At 72.2% G+C, this 19035-nt stretch carries 15 protein-coding genes; 8 read left to right on the top strand and 7 right to left on the bottom strand.

Annotated features, from left to right (window positions below):
- Window positions 1-17: 17 nt before the first annotated feature.
- From G472_RS0128370 to G472_RS0128350, 5 genes are all read left to right on the top strand, one after another.
- Window positions 18-401, top strand: a complete 384-nt coding sequence (locus tag G472_RS0128370; RefSeq protein WP_029011092.1) for a response regulator transcription factor — start codon at window positions 18-20, stop codon at window positions 399-401.
- The gene (locus G472_RS0128365; protein ID WP_029011091.1) at window positions 398-2608 is read left to right on the top strand and encodes a 3'-5' exonuclease; all 2211 of its coding nucleotides are present in this window, start codon (window positions 398-400) and stop codon (window positions 2606-2608) included. Before G472_RS0128370 ends, G472_RS0128365 begins: the two co-directional genes overlap by 4 nt.
- A complete protein-coding gene (locus G472_RS36200) occupies window positions 2608-2811 on the top strand; it encodes a hypothetical protein (RefSeq protein ID WP_035694019.1) in 204 nt (67 codons plus the stop codon). Before G472_RS0128365 ends, G472_RS36200 begins: the two co-directional genes overlap by 1 nt.
- Before the next feature lie 18 nt (window positions 2812-2829).
- A complete protein-coding gene (locus G472_RS36195; protein ID WP_035694018.1) occupies window positions 2830-5589 on the top strand; it encodes a sensor histidine kinase in 2760 nt (919 codons plus the stop codon).
- Window positions 5590-5723: 134 nt separating this feature from the next.
- Window positions 5724-6143, top strand: a complete 420-nt coding sequence (locus G472_RS0128350; RefSeq protein ID WP_029011090.1) for a BLUF domain-containing protein — start codon at window positions 5724-5726, stop codon at window positions 6141-6143.
- Here G472_RS0128350 and G472_RS36190 read toward each other — a convergent pair.
- Window positions 6076-6747: a pseudouridine synthase gene (locus tag G472_RS36190; RefSeq protein WP_084536962.1), complete on the bottom strand. Its 672-nt coding sequence runs from the start codon at window positions 6745-6747 to the stop codon at window positions 6076-6078. The two genes, G472_RS0128350 and G472_RS36190, sit on opposite strands and share 68 nt — an antisense overlap.
- 40 nt (window positions 6748-6787) lie before the next feature.
- On the opposite strand from G472_RS36190, the gene G472_RS0128340 reads away from it, so the two are divergent.
- Together G472_RS0128340 and adhE are read left to right on the top strand one after the other, a co-directional pair.
- Window positions 6788-7714, top strand: a complete 927-nt coding sequence (locus G472_RS0128340; RefSeq protein ID WP_029011089.1) for a 2-hydroxyacid dehydrogenase — start codon at window positions 6788-6790, stop codon at window positions 7712-7714.
- 263 nt (window positions 7715-7977) lie between these two features.
- The gene (gene adhE / locus G472_RS0128335; RefSeq protein ID WP_029011088.1) at window positions 7978-10623 is read left to right on the top strand and encodes a bifunctional acetaldehyde-CoA/alcohol dehydrogenase; all 2646 of its coding nucleotides are present in this window, start codon (window positions 7978-7980) and stop codon (window positions 10621-10623) included.
- Between the two features lie 37 nt (window positions 10624-10660).
- On the opposite strand, the gene G472_RS36185 is transcribed toward adhE, so the two are convergent.
- From G472_RS36185 to G472_RS0128315, 4 genes are all read right to left on the bottom strand, one after another.
- A complete protein-coding gene (locus tag G472_RS36185; protein WP_035694014.1) occupies window positions 10661-11512 on the bottom strand; it encodes a C40 family peptidase in 852 nt (283 codons plus the stop codon).
- Complete coding sequence (locus G472_RS36180; RefSeq protein WP_051341484.1) at window positions 11509-11973, bottom strand: MarR family transcriptional regulator; 465 nt, start codon at window positions 11971-11973, stop codon at window positions 11509-11511. The genes G472_RS36185 and G472_RS36180 overlap by 4 nt, the downstream gene beginning before the upstream one ends.
- A gap of 102 nt (window positions 11974-12075) precedes the next feature.
- Window positions 12076-13545, bottom strand: coding sequence for an alkaline phosphatase D family protein (locus G472_RS36175; RefSeq protein ID WP_051341483.1), 1470 nt, complete (start codon window positions 13543-13545; stop codon window positions 12076-12078).
- A 28-nt stretch (window positions 13546-13573) separates the two neighbouring features.
- Complete coding sequence (locus G472_RS0128315) at window positions 13574-14956, bottom strand: leucyl aminopeptidase family protein (protein WP_029011087.1); 1383 nt, start codon at window positions 14954-14956, stop codon at window positions 13574-13576.
- Window positions 14957-15112: 156 nt separating this feature from the next.
- Between G472_RS0128315 and G472_RS0128310 the strand changes: the two genes are divergently transcribed.
- Window positions 15113-15781, top strand: coding sequence for a glutathione S-transferase family protein (locus tag G472_RS0128310; protein ID WP_029011086.1), 669 nt, complete (start codon window positions 15113-15115; stop codon window positions 15779-15781).
- 34 nt (window positions 15782-15815) lie between these two features.
- Here G472_RS0128310 and G472_RS0128305 read toward each other — a convergent pair whose 3' ends face one another.
- On the bottom strand, window positions 15816-17771 hold the full coding sequence (locus G472_RS0128305) for a dipeptidyl-peptidase 5 (protein WP_029011085.1): 1956 nt from the start codon (window positions 17769-17771) through the stop codon (window positions 15816-15818).
- A complete protein-coding gene (locus tag G472_RS36170; protein WP_084536960.1) occupies window positions 17768-18991 on the bottom strand; it encodes a TAXI family TRAP transporter solute-binding subunit in 1224 nt (407 codons plus the stop codon). Before G472_RS36170 ends, G472_RS0128305 begins: the two co-directional genes overlap by 4 nt.
- Window positions 18992-19035 lie beyond the last annotated feature (44 nt).

Here is a 19035-nt window from a genome sequence, read left to right as displayed (position 1 = left end):
CCGGAGGACACCCCCCGATGACGCCGACGATCCTGGTCGCCGATGATGAACCCAGCATCGTCCTGTCCCTGCAAGTGCTGCTGCAGAAGGCCGGATACGCCGTACGCGTCGCCCGCAACGGCGAGGAGGCCATGCAGTCCGTGGCCGAAACGACGCCCGACCTGATCCTGCTCGACGCCATGATGCCCAAGCGCGACGGGTTCGACGTCTGCCAGTCGCTGCGCGCCGACGCGCGCTGGAAGGATCTGCCGATCATCATGCTGACCGCCCGAAGCCGCGACGTGGAGCGGCAGAAGGGCATGGCGCTGGGGGCCACGGATTACATCACCAAGCCCTTCTCCACCCGCGACCTGGTCGCCACCGTGCGCAAGTACCTGGCGCCCGAAAAGGTGCAGCCGTGAGCACCCCGGCCCCTCCCGCACCCGCTCCGGCACCGGTCCCCGCGGCGGGGCCCGCGGCCGACGCCGCTCCGATCCGCCGTCCGCTGCCGACGTCGCGGCGATTCGTCCCGCTGGCCGTGCGCGGCATCGCCGGGCTTCTGGTGATGCTGTCGGTGCTGGGCGCCATCGCCATGCGCGACGCCCAGCCCAACCCGCTGGCCGCCTACGCCGCGGCCATGACGCTGGCGCTGATCGCCGGATTCGCCTTCCTGTGGGTGGTGATCGACCGCTACCTGCTGCGCGCCGGCAACGCGCTGGCCGGCGAGGCGCGGGTGCTGGCTCACGGGCGGACGGGTGCCCACATCCCGGTGGAGCGGTACGCCGACCTCGCCCCCATCGCCATCGCGCTGAACGAGCTGGGTGACAAGCTGACGGCCGCCCGCCGCGACATCGACCGGGCCGTGGCCGAATCGACGGCGGAGGCGGAGGAGCAGAAGACCCGCCTGGGGGCCATCCTGCGCGATCTGCACGAAGGCGTGCTGATCTGCAACCTGAAGCACCAGATCCTGCTGTACAACAAGACGGTGCTGGATCTGCTGCACCTCACCGGCGACCTCGGGCTCGGCCGCAACCTCCTGCACTTCCTGCTGCCCGAGCCGGTTAACCACACGCTGGAACGGCTCACCCTGCGGGTACGCGAGGGCCGTCACCTCACCCACGCCCACGGCACCACCGCCCAGTTCATCGGCGGCACCGTCGACGGCCGCATCCTGCTGACCGGACGCATGAGCGTCATCCTGCAGGACGGCGAGGCCGGCGGGCCTCCGGTCATCACCGGCTACGTCCTCACCCTGGAGGACGCCACCCGCGAACTGGCGGCACTGGGCCAGCGCGACAAGCTGCTGCGCGAGGCGACCGAGAGCTTCCGCACCCCCGTCGCCAACCTGTGCGCCGCCCTGGAAACCCTGATCGACACCCCCGACCTGGGCGCCGAGGATCGCGCCGCCTTCGAGAAGGTGCTTCTGGAGTCCGCCAACGCCCTGTCGGGCCGGCTGGAGCGCATCACCGCCGAATACCGCAGCGTGACCAGCGGCACCTGGCCGATGAGCGACATCCACACTGCCAACCTGGTCAACCTGGTGCGTCACCGGGCCGGGCCGAAGGACGGCTATCAGGTCACGCCGACCGGGCTGCCCCAGTGGATCCATGGCGACAGCTACAGCCTCGTGGTGATGCTCGACCATCTCATCGGCCAGATCCACGCGCTGACCGGCGTCACCGCCTTCGACCTGTCGGCAGAGGCCGCCGACCAATGGGTGTATGTGGACATCACCTGGCAGGGACCTCTGGTCCCCAGCGGCACCGTGGACCGCTGGCTGGAGCATGGGCTGGCCGACGCGCTGGGCGGGCTTACCGTCGCCGACGTGCTCCAGCACCACCGCAGCGAGATGTGGAGCGAGGGGGTGGCGGGCCGCGAGGGCTGCGCGCGCCTGCGCGTGCCGCTGCCGCCGGCCCTATCCCCACCGTCGGTCCACCCCCGCCGGCCGCAGGCGGCGGCGCGGCCGGAGTTCTTCGACTTCGGCCTGCTGCACCAGCCGCTGGCCACCAGCGGTCTCGGCGCCACGCCGCTGGACAAGCTGCATTACGTGGTGTTCGACACCGAAACCACCGGCCTGTCGCCGTCGGGCGGCGACGAGATCATCCAGATCGCCGCGGTGCGCATCGTCAACGGCCGCATCCTGACCGGCGAGACCTTTTCCACCCTGGTCAATCCCAAGCGCCGCATCCCCCAGGAATCGATCCAGTTCCACGGCGTCACCGATGACATGGTGGTCGATCAGCCGACCATCGACAAGGTGCTGCCGCAGTTCCGCGCCTTCGTCTCCGGCGCGGTGATCGTCGCCCACAACGCCGCCTTCGACCTGAAGTTCCTGAAGATGAAGGAGCGGCAGGCCGGCGTGAAGTTCGACAACCCGGTGCTGGACACCATGCTGCTGTCGCGCATGCTGCAAGGCAACGACGGCGACCACACGCTGGACGGCATCGCCAGGCGCCTGGGCGTGGAGGTGGTGGACCGTCACACCGCGCTGGGCGACAGCCTGGTCACCGCCGCGGTGTTCGTGCGCATGCTGGACATGCTGCGCGAGCGTGACGTGCGCACGCTGGACGACGCCATCCGCGCCGCCAACATCCTGGTTGAGCTGGCCCAGCGGGAGCGGGTCTTCTGATGCCCGCCCCCGGCGGCGGACCCGGCCGCATCGACCGCGTGGTCGCCCTGTTCCTGCTGGGGGCCATCGCGTTCAACCCGCCGCTGCTGCGGGTGTTCGGCGCGGGCGAGACAGTGTTCGGCTGGCCGCTGCTGCACGTCTACATCCTCGGGGTGTGGGCCGCGGTGATCGTGCTGCTGGCCCTGCATCTGGAGCGCGGCTGACGCGAGGGGGTTGATCCCATGGACTGGCCGCCGGTGGTCGCCGCGTCCTTCGCCTACGTGCTGTGCCTGTTCGCCATCGCCCATTGGGCCGATCGCCGGGCCGACGCGGGGCGCAGCGTCATCGCGTCGCCCTATGTGTACGCCCTGTCGCTGGCGGTGTACTGCACCACCTGGACCTTCTACGGGTCGGTCGGGCGGGCGGCGACGCTGGGCATCGGCTTCCTGCCGATCTATTTGGGGCCGACGCTGCTGATGGTGTTGGGGCCGCTGGTGCTGCGCAAGGTGCTGCGCATCGCCAAAGTCCACCGCATCACCTCCATCGCCGATTTCCTGGCCTCGCGCTACGGCAAGAGCCAGGGGCTGGCGGTGCTGGTGACCGCCACCGCGGTGGTCGGCATCACCCCCTACATCGCCCTGCAGCTCAAGGCGGTGGCGGTCAGCTTCGACGTGCTGACCGGCGTCGATCCGACCGGCCTGGCCGGCGGCCCGACCCTGCCGGTGCTGCTGGACAACGCCTTCTACGTGGCCACCGGCATGGCCGTCTTCGCCATCATCTTCGGCACCCGCCACATCGACGCGGCGGAGCATCACGAGGGCATGGTGGCGGCCATCGCCATGGAATCGGTGGTGAAGCTGCTGGCCTTCCTGGCGGTGGGGGCGGTGGTGGTGTGGTGGATGAACGACGGCGCCACGGACCTGTTCGCCCGCGGCCTGGAGCATCCCGAGATCGCCCGCCTGTTCACCGCCGCCCCGGCGCTGGGCGACGGCGCCTGGGTCACCATGACCATCCTGTCCATGGCGGCCGTGCTGTGCCTGCCCCGCCAGTTCCAGGTGACGGTGATCGAGAACGTGGACGAGCGGCACCTTACCCGGGCCCTGTGGCTGTTTCCCCTGTACATGCTGCTGATCAACCTGTTCGTGCTGCCGGTGGCGGTGGCCGGGCTGTTGCAGTTCCCCGGGCGCAGCGTCGATCCCGACATGTTCATGGTGGCCCTGCCCCTGGCCGGCGATCTGCACTGGCTGGCCCTGGTGGCCTTCATCGGCGGCCTGTCGGCGGGCACCGGCATGATCATCGTGGAGACGGTGGCCCTGTCCACCATGGTGTGCAACGACCTGGTGATGCCCGCACTGCTGCGCTTCCGCCGCAGGGAGCTGGAGCGCCGGGCCGACGTGTCGCGCCTGCTGCTGACCATCCGGCGCGTCGCCATCGTGGTCATCCTGCTGCTGGGCTATGCCTATTTCCGCTTCGCCGGTTCCGCCTACGCGCTGGTCGCCATCGGCCTGATCTCCTTCGCCGCGGTGGCCCAGTTCGCGCCGGCGCTGATCGGCGGCATGTACTGGGTCGGCGCCACCCGGCGCGGCGCGCTGGCCGGGCTGGGGGCCGGCATCCTGACCTGGACCTACACGCTGCTGCTGCCCAGCTTCGCGCGCTCCGGCTGGCTGCCGTCGTCGTTCATCGATGCCGGCCCGTGGGGGATCGCGCTGCTGCGCCCCTACGCCCTGTTCGGCCTGGACGGCATGGACCCGCTGGCCCATGCGCTGTTCTGGAGCATGCTGTTCAACATCGGCCTGTACGTGGCGGTGTCGCTGTTCGACCGCCCCACCCCCGGCGAGCGCGCGCAGGCCACCGCCTTCGTGGAGGTGTACCAGCAGAAGGGCGACGCCGCGGCGGCGGCCGTGCAGTGGCGGGGCAGCGCCACGGTGGGCGACCTGCGGCGCATCGTCACCCGCTTCCTGGGGCCGCAGCGGGCCGACGCCGCGTTCGCCCAGTACGGCACGCGCCACCGCCAGTCCATGGGCGACAACCGCCGCGCCGGGGCAGAACTGGTGCGCTACGCCGAGCGTTTGCTGGCCGGCGCCATCGGCGCCGCCTCCGCCCGGGTCGCCCTGGCCTCGGCCGTGCGGGGCGGCGAGGTGAGCCTGCCCGAGCTGATGCGCATGCTGGACGAGACCAGCCACGTCATCGAGTACAGCCGCCAGCTCGAACACAAGACGGCGGAGCTGGAGCGCGCCTCGGCCGCCCTGCGCGCCGCCAACGACCGGCTGAAGGAACTGGACCGGCTGAAGGACGAGTTCCTGTCCACCGTGACCCACGAGCTGCGCACCCCCCTGACCTCCATCCGCGCCTTGTCGGAGATCCTGCACGACCACCCCGACATCGAGGCGGAGCAGCGGCAGGAGTTCCTCGGCACCATCATCCGCGAGAGCGAGCGGCTGACCCGCCTGATCAACCAGGTCCTCGACATGGCCAAGATCGAGGCGGGCGAGGTGGAGTGGACCATCGGTCCCGTCGCCATCGGCACGGTCATGGAGCAGGCCGCCGCCGCCACCAGCCAGTTGCTGCGCGACAAGGGCGTGACGTTGACGCTCGCCATCCCGCCCGATCTCCCCCCGGTGGAGGGCGACGCCGACCGCCTGGTGCAGGTGGCGGTCAACCTCCTGTCCAACGCCGCCAAGTTCACCCCGGCCGGCGGACGGGTGGAACTGCGGGTGGTGGCGCAGGAGGGCGGCGTGCGCATCGACGTGGCCGACGACGGCCCCGGCATCGCGCCGGAGCACCAGGGCATCATCTTCGAGCGCTTCCGCCAGGTCGGCGACACCATGACCGACAAGCCCCAGGGAACCGGGCTGGGCCTCGCCATCTGCAAGCGCATCGTCGAGCATCTGCGCGGCCGCATCTGGGTCGACAGCGCGCCCGGGCGGGGCGCCACCTTCTCCTTCACCGTGCCGTACGCGCCGGCACCGGAAGCCGTGCACACGGCCGAACGCAACGGTTGAAGCTTTCAGACGGAAACCGTATGAAACGGCCCGGTTCGTCGTCCCCCGCCCTTCGTTCTGCGCCTTCCGCTGCAATTGCCGCATATTCCGGTCGTTGCTACGCTGCGCCGACCGACAAACGGAAGGGGCGCCTCATGTATCTGTCCCGGCTTATCTACTTCAGCCGCCCCAAAGCGCCGGGCGATTCGGACATCGAGTCGATACTGTTGAGGTCGCGCTCCAACAATTTCCTGCACGGCATCACCGGAGTCCTGTTCTACAACGGCCGCTGGTTCGTCCAGATCCTGGAAGGCGGGCGCCTGCCGGTGACCCGACTGTTCGCCGCCATTGCCGCCGACCCCCGGCACGAGGATGTCTGCCTGGTGGAATTCACGCGGATCAGCGAACGGTCCTTCGCCGACTGGGAGATGCGCTACATCGGCGACGGGCCGCACGCCGAGGCGGTGATCCGGCGCTACATGCCCGACTCCTTCAATCCCGAGACGATCACCGACGGCGCCGTGATGAACCGGCTGCTGCTGGCCCTGAGCGACGCGGTTCCGGCCGAACCCTAGCCGCGGGCGCGGGCGCGGGCACGGTCACCTCCCGCCAGGCGCCCGGTGCCAGCCCGTCCAGGGTCCAGTCGCCGATCGACCAGCGGATCAGGCGCAGGGTCGGGAACCCCACCGCCGCGGTCATGCGGCGGACCTGACGGTTGCGCCCCTCGCGCAGGGTCAGCGCGATCCACGTCGCGGGGATGGCGGCGCGCACGCGAATCGGCGGGTCGCGCGGCCACAGGCCGGGCGGCTCCTCCATGCGCTCGGCCGCAGCCGGCAGCGTCGGCCCGTCGTTGAGGGTAACGCCGCGGCGCAGGCGCTCCAGGGCGGCGTCCGTGGGCACCCCCTCCACCTGGACCCAATAGGTCTTGGGCAGCTTGTGGCGGGGATCGGCGATGCGCGCGATCAGCGCCCCGTCGTCGCTCAGCGCCAGCAGCCCCTCGCTGTCCCGGTCGAGACGGCCGGCGGGGTAGACGCCGGGTACGGGCACCAGATCGGCCAGGGTGGACCGGCCGTGCTCCCGGTCGGTGAACTGGGGCAGCACACCGTAGGGCTTGTTCAGAAGGATCAGGCGGGCGGTTCGGGTCTGGCGCATCGCCCACCAGATGGACCAAACTGCCATCCCCCCGCAAGGGGGTCCCGACGCCCTGCCGAGTCCCGCCATGACGCTGCTGTTCCACTCCGCTTCCGACGATGCCCGGGCCTGGACGGCCGAACTGAACCGCCGCCTGCCCGACCTGGAGGTGCGCGTCACGCCCGACATCGGCGATCCCGCCGACATCACCTGCGCGCTGGTGTGGAAGCCGCCGCCCGGCCTGCTGGCCGGCCTGCCCAACCTGCGCCTGATCCTGTCGCTGGGTGCCGGCGTGGAGCCCCTGCTGGAGGACCCCACCCTGCCCGACGTGCCGCTGGTGCGCATGGTCGCCGCCGGCCTGGCCGAGGACATGGCCGGCTACGTCACCATGGAGGTGCTGCGCTGGCAGCGCCACGCCGACGCCTACGCCGCGCAGCAGCGCGCCGGCCAGTGGCGGCAACTGCCCCATCGGCCGGCGGCGGAGGTCCGCGTCGGCCTGCTGGGCCTGGGCGAACTGGGGGCGGCGGCGGCGCGCGCCCTCGTCGCGCTGGGCTTCCCCGTCGCGGGCTGGAGCCGCACCCCGCGCACGCTTCCCGGTGTAACGGCCCTGCACGGACCCGACGGCCTCGCCACCCTGCTGGCGGGGAGCGACATGCTGGTCTGCCTGCTGCCGCTGACGCCGGAGACCCGGGACATCCTGAACCGCAACACCTTCGCCGCCCTGCCCCGCGGCGCCGTCGTCATCAACGCCGGCCGCGGCGGCCATCTGGTGGAGGAGGACCTGCTGGCCGCCCTGGAGTCGGGTCACATCGCCGGCGCCAGCCTCGACGTCTTCCGCGAGGAGCCGCTGCCGGCCGCCCATCCCCTGTTCGGCCATCCCCTGGTCCACCTCACCCCCCACGTGGCCGGCGTCACCCACCCCGGCCCCTGCGCCGATCACGTCGCCGACACCATCCGGCGCCACCGCGCCGGGGACCCCCTGCCCAACCTCGTGGACCGGCGGCGGGGCTATTGAGGGGGCCACAGGCACCGCTTGTTACGCAGGATCACGGACTTCGGCAATAATGAGTCCGGTCGCCGGGCTACCCCAACAGATGAGACACCCGTCCGGACAGACGTATATCAGACAATCCGCAATCGTCGGGCCGGTTGACCTGAATCATGGGGCGGCGGCGCGCCCCGCTCTCATACTCGCGTCATCGAGTAGGGACCGCCGGAGCGGTCCCGGCTTTCCCGGCGCCCGTCGCGCCCGCCATCCGATGAAGCGGATCACATTCCATGCCCACGAGCACGCTCGCCGACCTCGACGCCCTGGTTTCCCGTGTCCGGGAGGCGCAGCGGCGCTACGCCGAGTTTTCGCAGGACGCCGTCGACCGCATCTTCCGCACCGCGGCCCTCGCCGCGGCCAACGCGCGCATCCCGCTGGCCAAGCTGGCGGTCGAGGAGACGCGCATGGGCGTGATGGAAGACAAGGTCGTCAAGAACCACTTCGCGTCGGAGTACATCTACAACAAGTACAAGGACGAGAAGACCTGCGGCACCCTTGAGGAGGACGCCCAGGGCGGCATCCTGACCATCGCCGAACCGGTGGGGCTCATCTGCGCCATCGTGCCGACGACCAACCCCACCTCGACCGCCATCTTCAAGGCGCTGATCAGCCTGAAGACGCGCAACGGCATCGTCTTCTCCCCCCACCCGCGGGCGCGCCGCGCCACCTGCGAGGCGGCCCGCCTGGTGCTGGAGGCGGCAGTGGCCGCCGGGGCGCCCGACGGCATCATCGGCTGGATCGACGACCCCACGCCGGAACTGTCCAACGCCCTGATGCACCACCGCGACATCAACCTGATCCTGGCCACCGGCGGGCCGGGCATGGTGAAGGCGGCCTATTCGTCGGGCAAGCCGGCCATCGGGGTCGGCGCCGGCAACACCCCGGCGGTGATCGACGAACACGCCGACATCAAGCGCGCCGTCGCCTCGATCCTGATGTCCAAGACCTTCGACAACGGCGTGGTCTGCGCGTCGGAACAGTCGGCCATCGTGGTGGATTCCGTGTACGACGCGGTGCGCAACCGCTTCGCCGGGCACGGCGGCCACATCCTGTCGCCGGCGGAGGCCGACTCGGTGCGCCGGGTGCTGCTGTCCGACGGCCACCTCAACGCCGCCATCGTCGGCCAATCGGCCCGCGCCATCGCCGCCATGGCCGGCATCACCGTTCCGTCCCACACCAAGGTGCTGATCGCCGAGGTGGACGACGTGACGGAGGCGGAGCCCTTCGCCCACGAGAAGCTGTCGCCGACCCTGGGCCTCTACCGCGCCCGCGACTTCACCGACGCCTGCGACAAGGCGGCGGCGCTGGTGGCGCTGGGCGGCATCGGCCACACCTCCGTCCTCTACACCGACCAGGACCTGCAGACCGAGCGCGTGCGCGTCTTCGGGGAGCGGATGAAGACCGCCCGCATCCTGATCAACACCCCCTCCTCGCAGGGCGGCATCGGCGATCTCTACAACTTCCGCCTGGCGCCGTCGCTGACGCTGGGCTGCGGCTCGTGGGGCGGCAACTCGATCTCCGAGAACGTCGGCCCGCAACACCTGCTGAACCGCAAGACCGTGGCCAAGAGGGCCGAGAACATGCTGTGGCACAAGCTGCCCAAATCGATCTACTTCCGCCGCGGCTGCCTGCCCTTCGCTCTTGAGGAGCTGCGCGGGCGCAAGCGCTGCCTGATCGTCACCGACCGCTTCCTGTTCGAGAACGGCCACGTCACCGCCACCGCCGACATCCTCGAAGGGCTGGGCATGGAGGTCCAGGTCTTCTTCGAGGTGCAGGCCGATCCCACCCTGGCGGTGGTCCGCAAGGGCGTGGCGCTGGCCAACGCCTTCCAGCCCGACGTCATCCTGGCGCTGGGCGGCGGCTCGCCCATGGACGCGGCCAAGATCATGTGGGTGATGTACGAGGCGCCGGACGTCGCCTTCGAGGACCTGGCCCTGCGCTTCATGGACATCCGCAAGCGCATCTACACCTTCCCCAAGCTGGGGGTGAAGGCACAGCTCGTGGCGGTGCCCACCACCTCGGGAACGGGGTCGGAGGTCACCCCCTTCGCCGTGGTCACCGACGAGCGCACCGGCGTCAAGTACCCCATCGCCGACTACGAGCTGACGCCCACCATGGCGATCCTCGACGCCAATCTGGTGATGGACATGCCCAAGTCGCTGACCGCCGCCGGCGGCATCGACGCGGTCACCCATGCGCTGGAGGCGTACGTCTCCGTCCTGGCCAACGAGTACACCGACGGCCAGGCGCTCCAGGCGCTGAAGCTCCTGAAGGAGCATCTGCCCTCGGCCTACGCCAACGGCGCCAAGGACCCGAAGGCGCGCGAGCAGGTGCACAACGCCGCCAGCATCGCCGGCATCGCCTTCGCCAACGCCTTCCTCGGCATCTGCCACTCCATGGCCCACAAGCTGGGGGCGGAGTTCCATCTGGCACACGGGATGGCGAACGCCCTGCTGATCTCCAACGTCATCCGCTACAACGCCGCGGACATCCCGACCAAGCAGACGGCGTTCAGCCAGTACGACCGCCCCAAGGGTGTTGCCCGCTACGCCCAGATCGCCCGCCACCTGGGCCTGGGCGGCAGCCGCGACCACGAGCGGGTGGAAACCCTGGTGCAGTGGGTCGACGAGCTGAAGGCCGCCCTGGACATCCCGCCGTCGATCCAGGCCGCCGGCGTGCCGGAGGCGGATTTCCTGGCCCGTGTCGACAGCATCGCCGAGGCCGCCTTCGACGACCAGTGCACCGGCGCCAACCCCCGCTTCCCGCTGGTGGCGGAGATCAAGCAGCTCCTCCTCGACAGCTACTACGGCCGCGCCTACGTGGAGCCCGCCGACCACGAAGAGAGCCGCGTGGTGCCCCTGGTGCGGGCGGGCTGACCCTCCCTCCCTCCCCCGCCTCCGGCGGGGGAGGGCTTCAGCCGGTCACCCGCCGCACCCCCAGCAACCCCTTCGCCCGCGTCGGGTCGACGCGCTCCGCGACCGCGACCAGCGGCTCGACGGTCACGGTCATGGTGAAGGCGGTGGCGTGCAGCAGGCGCTCCCCGTCCAGCATCAGGCCGACGTGGCCGGGGAAGAACACCAGATCGGCGCGGCGGTACGGCCCTTCCACGGGCACCGGTTCCCCCACCTCGTCACGCTGCATGTCGCTGTCGCGCGGGCACGGGATGCCCGCCCGCAGCAGTGCCAGCTGTGCCAGGCCGGAGCAGTCGATGCCGTGGGGCGTGCGTCCGCCCCACAGGTAGGGCACGCCCAGCAGCCGTTCCGCCGTCGCCACCGGGTCGGGCTCCACCGTGCCGGCGGGGGCCAGGTGGCGGGCGTAGATCCAGCCGCCGTCGGCCAGCTCCAGATAGCCGTTCCTCTCGCCCACCGCGCACACCGCCGCCCCCAGGGGCAGGGTGTCGAGCGGCGGCACCTTGAGGTCGGGTTCGGGGAAGCGGAAGCCGGCCAGCGCCGTCACCACATGGGTGGGCCGCGGCGCGCCCGGCGCCAGGGCCGCGGCCGGCACCCAGCCGACATAGCCGTCGGTGGCGCACTGGCCCCACGCCCAGCCATGGCGCCGGTCGTAGACGGTGAACCCCTCGCCATACAGCACCTGCGACGTCTGGCGCGCCGTCGCTGCGGGGTCGGCGCGCATCCCGGCGGTGCCGGCGGTGACGCGGTGCTCCTCCCCCTCGACGAAGCGGGGGACGGTGACGCGGCCGCGCAGGTGGGCGGCCGCCAGATCCTGCCGAACCGGATGGCGGCGCGGGTCGGGAGTATCGCTCATGCGGAGGCGTCGGCCGGCGTGGCGGGCGCGGGCGCATCGGCGGTGGACGTGCGCATCTCCGCCTCCAGCCGCGCCTTGGCAGCGGCGGCCATCTCCTCCTCCGCCCGCACGGTGGCGAGATCGTCGGGGGTGACGGCGCCGGCGCGGATCACCAGCTCGGCGAAATCGGACAGAAAGACGGAGCCCTTGACGGTGCGCTGGACCAGCACGTTGCGCTTGTCCTCGGCGTCGCGCTTGCGCTTGACGAAGCCCAGCACCGACAGGCGGTCCAGCGCCCGGGTCACCGCCGGCTTGGAGATGTTGAGAATGGCGGCCAGGCCGCGCACGGTGTGCGGCGGGTCGGTCAGATAGACCTGCAGAAGGATCGCCATCTGGCGCGCCGACAGGTCGGGACCCGCCTGCCGCACGCTGTCGATGAGCGCCGCCCGCCACAGCCCGAGCGCCTTGAGGTTTCGCGCCATGCCACCCCCTCGCCGTCTCCGCGGGTTCTCCCGTGCGGAGCGGCGCCAAGTTTGCCCAACCCTGCCCCCACGGGCAAGCGTTTCGGCCCTCGGTCGAAGGGGTTACGCGATCTGCCGCAGGTACAGCCCCGGCGATTCCTCGGTGTGCCACTGCGCGCGCAAACCGCCGCGGGACTCGAAGGCCAGCGCCAGCCAGTTGCGCGCCCGGATCAGCCGCCGCCCGGTCTCGGCGAAGGGCGGCATCTCCAGGGTGAAGCCGGCCACCGGCCGCTCGCGCCGCCGCGCCAGCCGGTCCAGCGCCGCGGCGTAGAGGCGCGAGGGCGGCGGGTGGACGATGCCCGAGGCAATGAGCTGGTGGATCTCCACCGGCCCGCTCAGCACGGCCAGCGCGCCCAGATGGATTTCCCCCGACACGGCGGTGATGCGGCAGCCGGTGCGCAGCGAAAAGGCGGTCAGCGTCTCCAGCAGCCGGCGCCATTCCGCGGCGTGGGCCGGGCTTCGCCATTGGTCGCGCAGATCGTCGGCGTAGCGGTGGCGGCCGGGCAGCGCCGCCAGCAGCCGCTCCACGCCGCCGGTGTCGGTGAACAGCAGGGGCACGCTGGACACCAGCAGCAGGTGGCGGCAGGCGGCGAAGCGGTCCAGCCAGCCGGGCAGCGCCTTGCGGCTGCGCGGCGCCATCACGCGGTCGGGGGTGCGTTCGCTGCGCAGGTCGGGGGCGAGGATGCCGACGTCGCCGACCACGAAGCCCTGGGTGAAGGCGCCCGTCTCCTGCCCCCAGACGCAGTCGGGCAGCGCCTCCGGCGCGGCGCCGAGCTGGAACAGGGCGAAGCAGCGCCGCGCCACCATGAAGACGCCGCGGGCGACGGGGGCGGCCAGTTCCTCGGTCGGCAGCGAACCCCAGCCATCGTAGATGTCGTGGTCGTCCCACATCATCACCGACGGAATGCGCGCCAGGGCCGCCGCCACCTCCGGCTGGCCCCAGGTGTCGAGGTAGAGGTCGAAGTAATGGTCCATGGCCTGCTCCGCCATGGCGGCGGAGAAGGGTTCGGCCAGGCGCGTCGGCGGGCGCCGGCGCCACTCCGCCAGGGCCGGCCGGTCGTGCCACACCCGGTCGGCGTAGAGCTGGTCGCCGCCCTGGATCAGCAGGTGGAAGGGGCCGGAGCCGTGCCGCTCCAGCAGGTCGGCCCACAGGGCGTTGCGGGCGGTGCCGTGGCGGTCCAGGGTCGCCGGGTCCTCCGCCCCGTTGCACGAGGTGAAGGCGACGCGCAACGGCGACTCCAGGCCGGGCACGATGACGCGCCAGCGCTCCCCCTCGGCGAAGCCGTAGGCGACCGCCTCGTCGCCGGCGGCCCGCGGCACGGCGAAGTCGAATCGCCAGAGGTGGCGCCCGCGCCACGAGGCGAGGTGGCGGGGCGGCACCGGCAGGCTGACGGATTCCACCGTCAGGTCGTCGGGCTCCGCCTCCCCCTCCAGGACGAACAGGGCGGACAGGCGCCACCGGTCACCCTGCTCGCCCCGGAAATACAGCACCGGCCCAAGGATGACCTTGGGCTCCCCGAACGTGCGCGCCATGCTCCCCGCTCCGCTCCGGCGCGCCGGCTCACGCCCGCCCGAACCGCTTCTCGATCAACGCGTACACCGCGCGCAGGCCCATGGCTTCGCCGCCGTCCGGCCGGCCCGGCCGGGCCGAGCCGTTCCAGGCGTAGACGTCCAGGTGGACCCACGGCGTCTCGCGGGAAACGAACGACTCCAGGAAAAGTGCCGCGGTGATCGCCCCGGCGAAGCCGCCGGTGCCGGCGTTGTTGAGGTCGGCGATCTTGCTCTCGAACATCTTGCGGTAGTTCTGCCACAGGGGCAGGCGCCACAGCGGGTCGTTGCCGGCCGCGGCCGCGGCCAGCAGGTCGGCGGCCAGCGCCTCGTTGTTGGCGAACAGGGCGGGCAGATCCGGCCCCAGCGCCACCCGGGCGGCCCCGGTCAGGGTGGCGAAGTCGATGAGCAGGGCGGGCTTCTCCGAATCCGCCTCGGCCAGGGCGTCGCACAGGATCAGCCGCCCCTCCGCGTCGGTGTTGCCCACCTCGACGCTCAGCCCCTTGCGCGTCTTCAGCACGTCGCCGGGGCGGAAGGCGTTGCCGGCGATCATGTTCTCCACCGCCGGCACCAGCACGCGCAGGCGCACCGGCAGGCCGGCCATCATGATCATGCGGGCCAGGCCCAGCGCGTGGGCCGCACCGCCCATGTCCTTCTTCATCAGCAGCATGCCGCTGGACGGCTTGATGTCGTAGCCGCCGGTGTCGAAGCACACGCCCTTGCCGACGATGGTGACCTTCGGGTCGTCCTTGCGCCCCCAGGTGATGTCGATCAGCCGCGGTGCCCGCGCGGCCGCGCGGCCCACCGCGTGGATGGCCGGGTAGTTCTGCTTCAGCAGGTGGTCGCCGACGATGACCCGGATGTCGGCCTCGAACTCCGCCGCCAGGTCGGTGGCGGCACCGGCCAGGTCCGCCGGGCCCATGTCGGAGGCCGGCGTGTTGACCAGGTCGCGCACCAGATAGATGGCCGATGCCGCCCGCTCCACCGCGCCGCGGTCGGCGGCGTCGGGCCAGACCAGGTTGGCGAAGCTCTTGTCCGACGCCTTGTAGCGCCCGAAGCGGTAGCTGCCGAGCGCCCAGCCCAGAGCCGCCGCCGTGGCGGCGTCGCGGTCCAGGTCGGCGTCGATTCGGTAGGTGCCCGGCGGCAGCGCCCCCGGCAGGCCGGCCAGCGACCACAGGTCGGGCTCCGCCGGCATGCCGACCAGCACGCGGGCGAGCCGTCCGTCCTCGCCGGGCAGGAGGGCGGTGGCGCCGGCCTCGGCGGTGTAGTTGACGGCCCGCACCCAGGCGGCGGTGGCGGGCGGTTGCGCGGCGAGCCAGGCGGCGAGGCCGGCCCCCGGAAGCGGCGTGATCGGAACGGCGTCGGCGCCGGCCTTGGCGCGCAGGGTGGCGAGCAAAGCGGAACGTCCTTCCTTGCTGCGGGGACAATGGGACCGGTCCGAGCATGGCGCGGGCGGCGGCGCCTGAAAAGGGGAAAGGCCGCCGCCGGTGTACAAACCGGCCCCGGCGCGGCAGACTGCCGCCATGGCTCAACCAGCAACGGCCCCGCCCCCATGACCGCCCGGACCCCCGACATCACCCTCGTCCTCGGCAACAAGGCCTATTCGTCGTGGTCGCTGCGTCCCTGGCTGGCGCTGAAGCGCACCGGCGTCCCCTTCGCGGAGGTGGTGATCCCGCTGCGCCGGCCGGAGACCAAGGGCGCCATCCTGGAGCATTCGCCGGCCGGCAAGGTGCCCGTGCTCCGCCACGGCGACCGCACCGTGTGGGATTCGCTGGCCATCATCGAGTATCTGGCGGAAACCTTCCCCTCCGCCCGCCTGTGGCCGGAGGACGCGAACGCCCGCGCCGTCGCCCGCGCCGTCAGCGCCGAGATGCACTCCGGCTTCCAGGCCCTGCGCAAGGCCCTGCCCATGGACCTGAAGGCGCGCCACCCCGGCCGCACCTTCGACGCGGAGGTGGAGGCGGACATCGCCCGCATCCGGTCGCTGTGGGAGGACTGCCGCCGCCGCTTCGGCGCCGACGGGCCGTTCCTGTTCGGCCGCTTCAGCGCCGCCGACGCCATGTACGCCCCGGTGGTGACCCGCTTCGACACCTACGCCGTGACTCTCGACCCGGTGAGCCGCGCCTACGCCGACGCCATCCTGACCCTGCCGGAGATGCGCGAGTGGACGGCCGCCGCCATGGCGGAACCGTGGGCGATCGACTTCGGACCGGCTCCGTAACAATCCTGTTCGCGCCCATCCCGTTCCGGGATCGTTACGGAAGGTTCCGGATCGGGATGCCCGGCAGATCGTCCGCCGGGGTGAAGCCGAAGACGCGGCCGTAGAAGTACAGTTCACCCTCCAGGGCCGCGACGATGGTCTCGGCCCGGCGGAAGCCGTGGCGTTCCCCGGCGAAGGGGACATAGGCGACGGGCAGGCCCTTGGCGGCGATGGCGGCCACCATCCGTTCGGCCTGGTCGGGCGGCACCACCTTGTCCTCCAGCCCCTGGAAGAAGGCCATGGGCACCGCCAGCCGGTCCACGTGGTGAATGGGCGAGCGTGCCACGTAGAGGTCGCGGCAGGCCGGATAGGGGCCGACCAGACTGTCCAGATAATGCTTCTCGAACTTGTGGGTGTCGGTGGCCAGCGCCTCCAGGTCGCTGATGCCGTAATGGCTGGCTCCGGCCCGGAACACGTCGTGGAAGGTCACCGCGCACAGCACCGCATAACCGCCGGCGCTGCTGCCGGTGATGGCCAGGCGGTTCGGGTCGGCCAGCCCGCGGTCGGCAAGGTAACGGGCGGCGGCGACGCAGTCGGCCACGTCGGTGACGCCCCATCCGCCCTTCAGCGCGTCGCGGTAGGGCCGGCCGTAGCCGGTGCTGCCGCGATAGTTGACGTCCACCACGGCGAAGCCGCGGCTGGTCCAAAACTGGATCTTCGGGTTGTAGGCAGCGGAGGCCGCGGCGGTGGGGCCGCCGTGGCTGCGCACGATCAGCGGCGGCCGCTCATCGGGCGGTGCCGCGGCATCCGGGTTGACGGGCGGGTAGTAGAAGGCGTGCGCCTCCGCCCCGTCGCCGGTGGGAAAGCGGATGGCCCGGGCCGTCGACACGTACGCCGGGTCGGGCAGGACGGCGACGCTGCTGCGCACCGTTTCCACCGCGCCGGTGTCGAGGTCCAGGGTGACCACCGCGTTGGGCGTCGCCGGGCCGGCGGCGCAGAAGGTCAGGGTGCGGCCGTCGGCGTGCAGGTCGCCGATCTCGGTGAAGGGCAGGTCGAGGGGGCGCAGGGCGCCCGTCTCCACATCCACCAGCCCCAGGGCCCGGATGCCGTCGCGGCTGTGGACGCAGGCCAGCGTGCGCCCGTCGACCACCGCCACGTCGCGCAGACCGAACACCCACGGGGGATAGGCGAACTCCGCCGCCATGGGCAGCACGGCCCGGCTGGCCGTGCCGTCCCACACGTACAGGTTCCACCAGCCGCTGCGGTCGGACACGTAGACCAGCCGACCGTCGGGCAGCCACACCGGCTGCACCACCGATTCGGTGCGCCCGCCGGCAACGCGCACCGGGTCGCCGAGGGCGCCGGTCGCGTCCAGCGCCGCCACCCACAGCTCCGTGCCGTCCCACGGCATGTCCGGATGGTTCCAGGTGACATAGGCCAGCCGGTTCCCGTCCGGCGCCACGCACGGACCGGCGTAGAAGTCGGCCCCCGCCGCCAGCACGGTCCCGCCGTCGGACGGACCGGCCGCGGCGTCCAGCGGCACCGCCACCAGGGCGTTCTCCGGGTCGCCGTGGCCGTCGGCGGGGTGGCGCTCCCGCACGGCGATCAGGCGCCGCCGGGCGGCGTCGTGGCGCAGGTCGGCGAAGCGGTCACGGCCGGGCACGGTCAGGGCCACGGGGTCGCCGGCGTCGGCCAGGGTGACGTACAGCGCCTGGTCGGCGCCGGAACAGAAAGCCAGCGCCGGCCGACCCAGCGGGTCGTCCAGGTGCAGCAGGTCGCCGCCGCCGTACTCGTGAACGCGGCCGCGGATGTCCCAGCCGGCGCCCGGCAGGTCGGCGACGGTGCCGTCGGGGCTGCGGCGGACCGGCACGGTGCGTCCGCCCTCGGTCGGCCGTCCCTCCAGCCACATGATGGTGGCACCGCGCCGCCAGGGCGCACGCAGGCTGATCCCGCCCTCGGCCAGGCTGCGGGCGGTGACGGGCGAGCGCCAGGTGCCGTAGGGGGCGGTCACGGCTTGGCCCCGGCGGGCACCGGAGCCGGGCCGGCCCCCGGCGGCGTCGCGGCGGCGGGTGCGGTGGCCGGTGCGGCGGCGGGGGGCGCGGGCTCACCCGCCGATTCGGGCGTCGATTCGGGTGCCGGGACGGGGTCCGGCTCATCCTCCGCCTCGGTGGCGTCGATCAGCCCGGCTTCCCGGTAATAGCGCTCGGCGCCGGGGTGCAGGGGGACGGAGACGTTGGCGACGGCGCGCGCCGGGTCGAGACTGCTGCCCTTGGGGTGGCCCTCCGCCAGCAGGCGGCGGGTGCTGTCGTGCCACAGGGCGCGGGTGACGCCGTGGATCAGGTCCTCCGGCCGGTCGGCGCGCACCACGAACTCCGCCCCGACGCTGAGCGCCGGGGTCTCCGGCACGCCGGGGTAGACGTCGGCGGGGATGACGCCTTCGATGAAGAACCGCTGGTCGGCCAGCAGGCGCCGGGCGACCTCGCCGTCCACCGGCAGCAGGCGCACGGGCACGCGCGCCGCCACGTCGGTGACCGCCGCCACCGGAAAACCGCCGACGATGAAGAAAGCGTCCAGGTCGCGCCGGGCCAGCCGGTCGGCGGCGGTTCCCGGCTTCAGGTGGCGGGGCTGCAGGTCGCCGAGGCCCAGTCCGTACGCGTCCAGCACGACGCGGGCGTCGACCAGCGTGCCCGATCCCTCCTCGCCGACGGAGACGACCTTGCCGCGCAGGTCGGCGACGGTGCGGATGTCGCTGTCGGCGCGCACGACGATGTGCACCGCCTCGGTGTACAGGGTGCCGATGCTGCGCAGGCTGTCCAGGGGCGGCCGGCCCTCGTAGATGCCGGTGCCGGTGTAGGCCCAGAAGGCCACGTCGGCCTGGGACAGCGCCGCCTCCGCCCCGCCGGTGCGCAGCAGCTCGATGTTCTCCACCGAGCCGGAGGTGGCCTGCGCCACGGCGATCAGCCCGGGCACGCCGCAGCTTCCGCCGCGCTCGCACGGGCGCGATCCCGGCGGGTTGGAGATGGCGTTGGCGATCAGCCCGCCGATCGGGAAGTACGTGCCCCCCGTGGTGCCGGTGGCGATGCGGAAGAACCGCAGCTCCTGCGCCGCGGCCGCACCGGGCCGGCCGAGGGCGGCGAGCAGCGCCAGACCGGCGGCGCCGGCCAGCACCCGCCGGCGGCTGGTGGGGTGACCGAGGGGGGAGCGGGGGGCGTGGGCGGTGGCGCGCGGCACGTCGGGTCTTCCTCGCGTGGGGCTGTCCGCAGGGGTGCCGCCAC

The organism is Azospirillum halopraeferens DSM 3675 (assembly GCF_000429625.1).
GTDB lineage: Bacteria > Pseudomonadota > Alphaproteobacteria > Azospirillales > Azospirillaceae > Azospirillum > Azospirillum halopraeferens.
The sequence above is the reverse complement of the archived record's forward strand: the minus strand, read 5'-3'. Positions and strand labels throughout refer to the sequence as shown.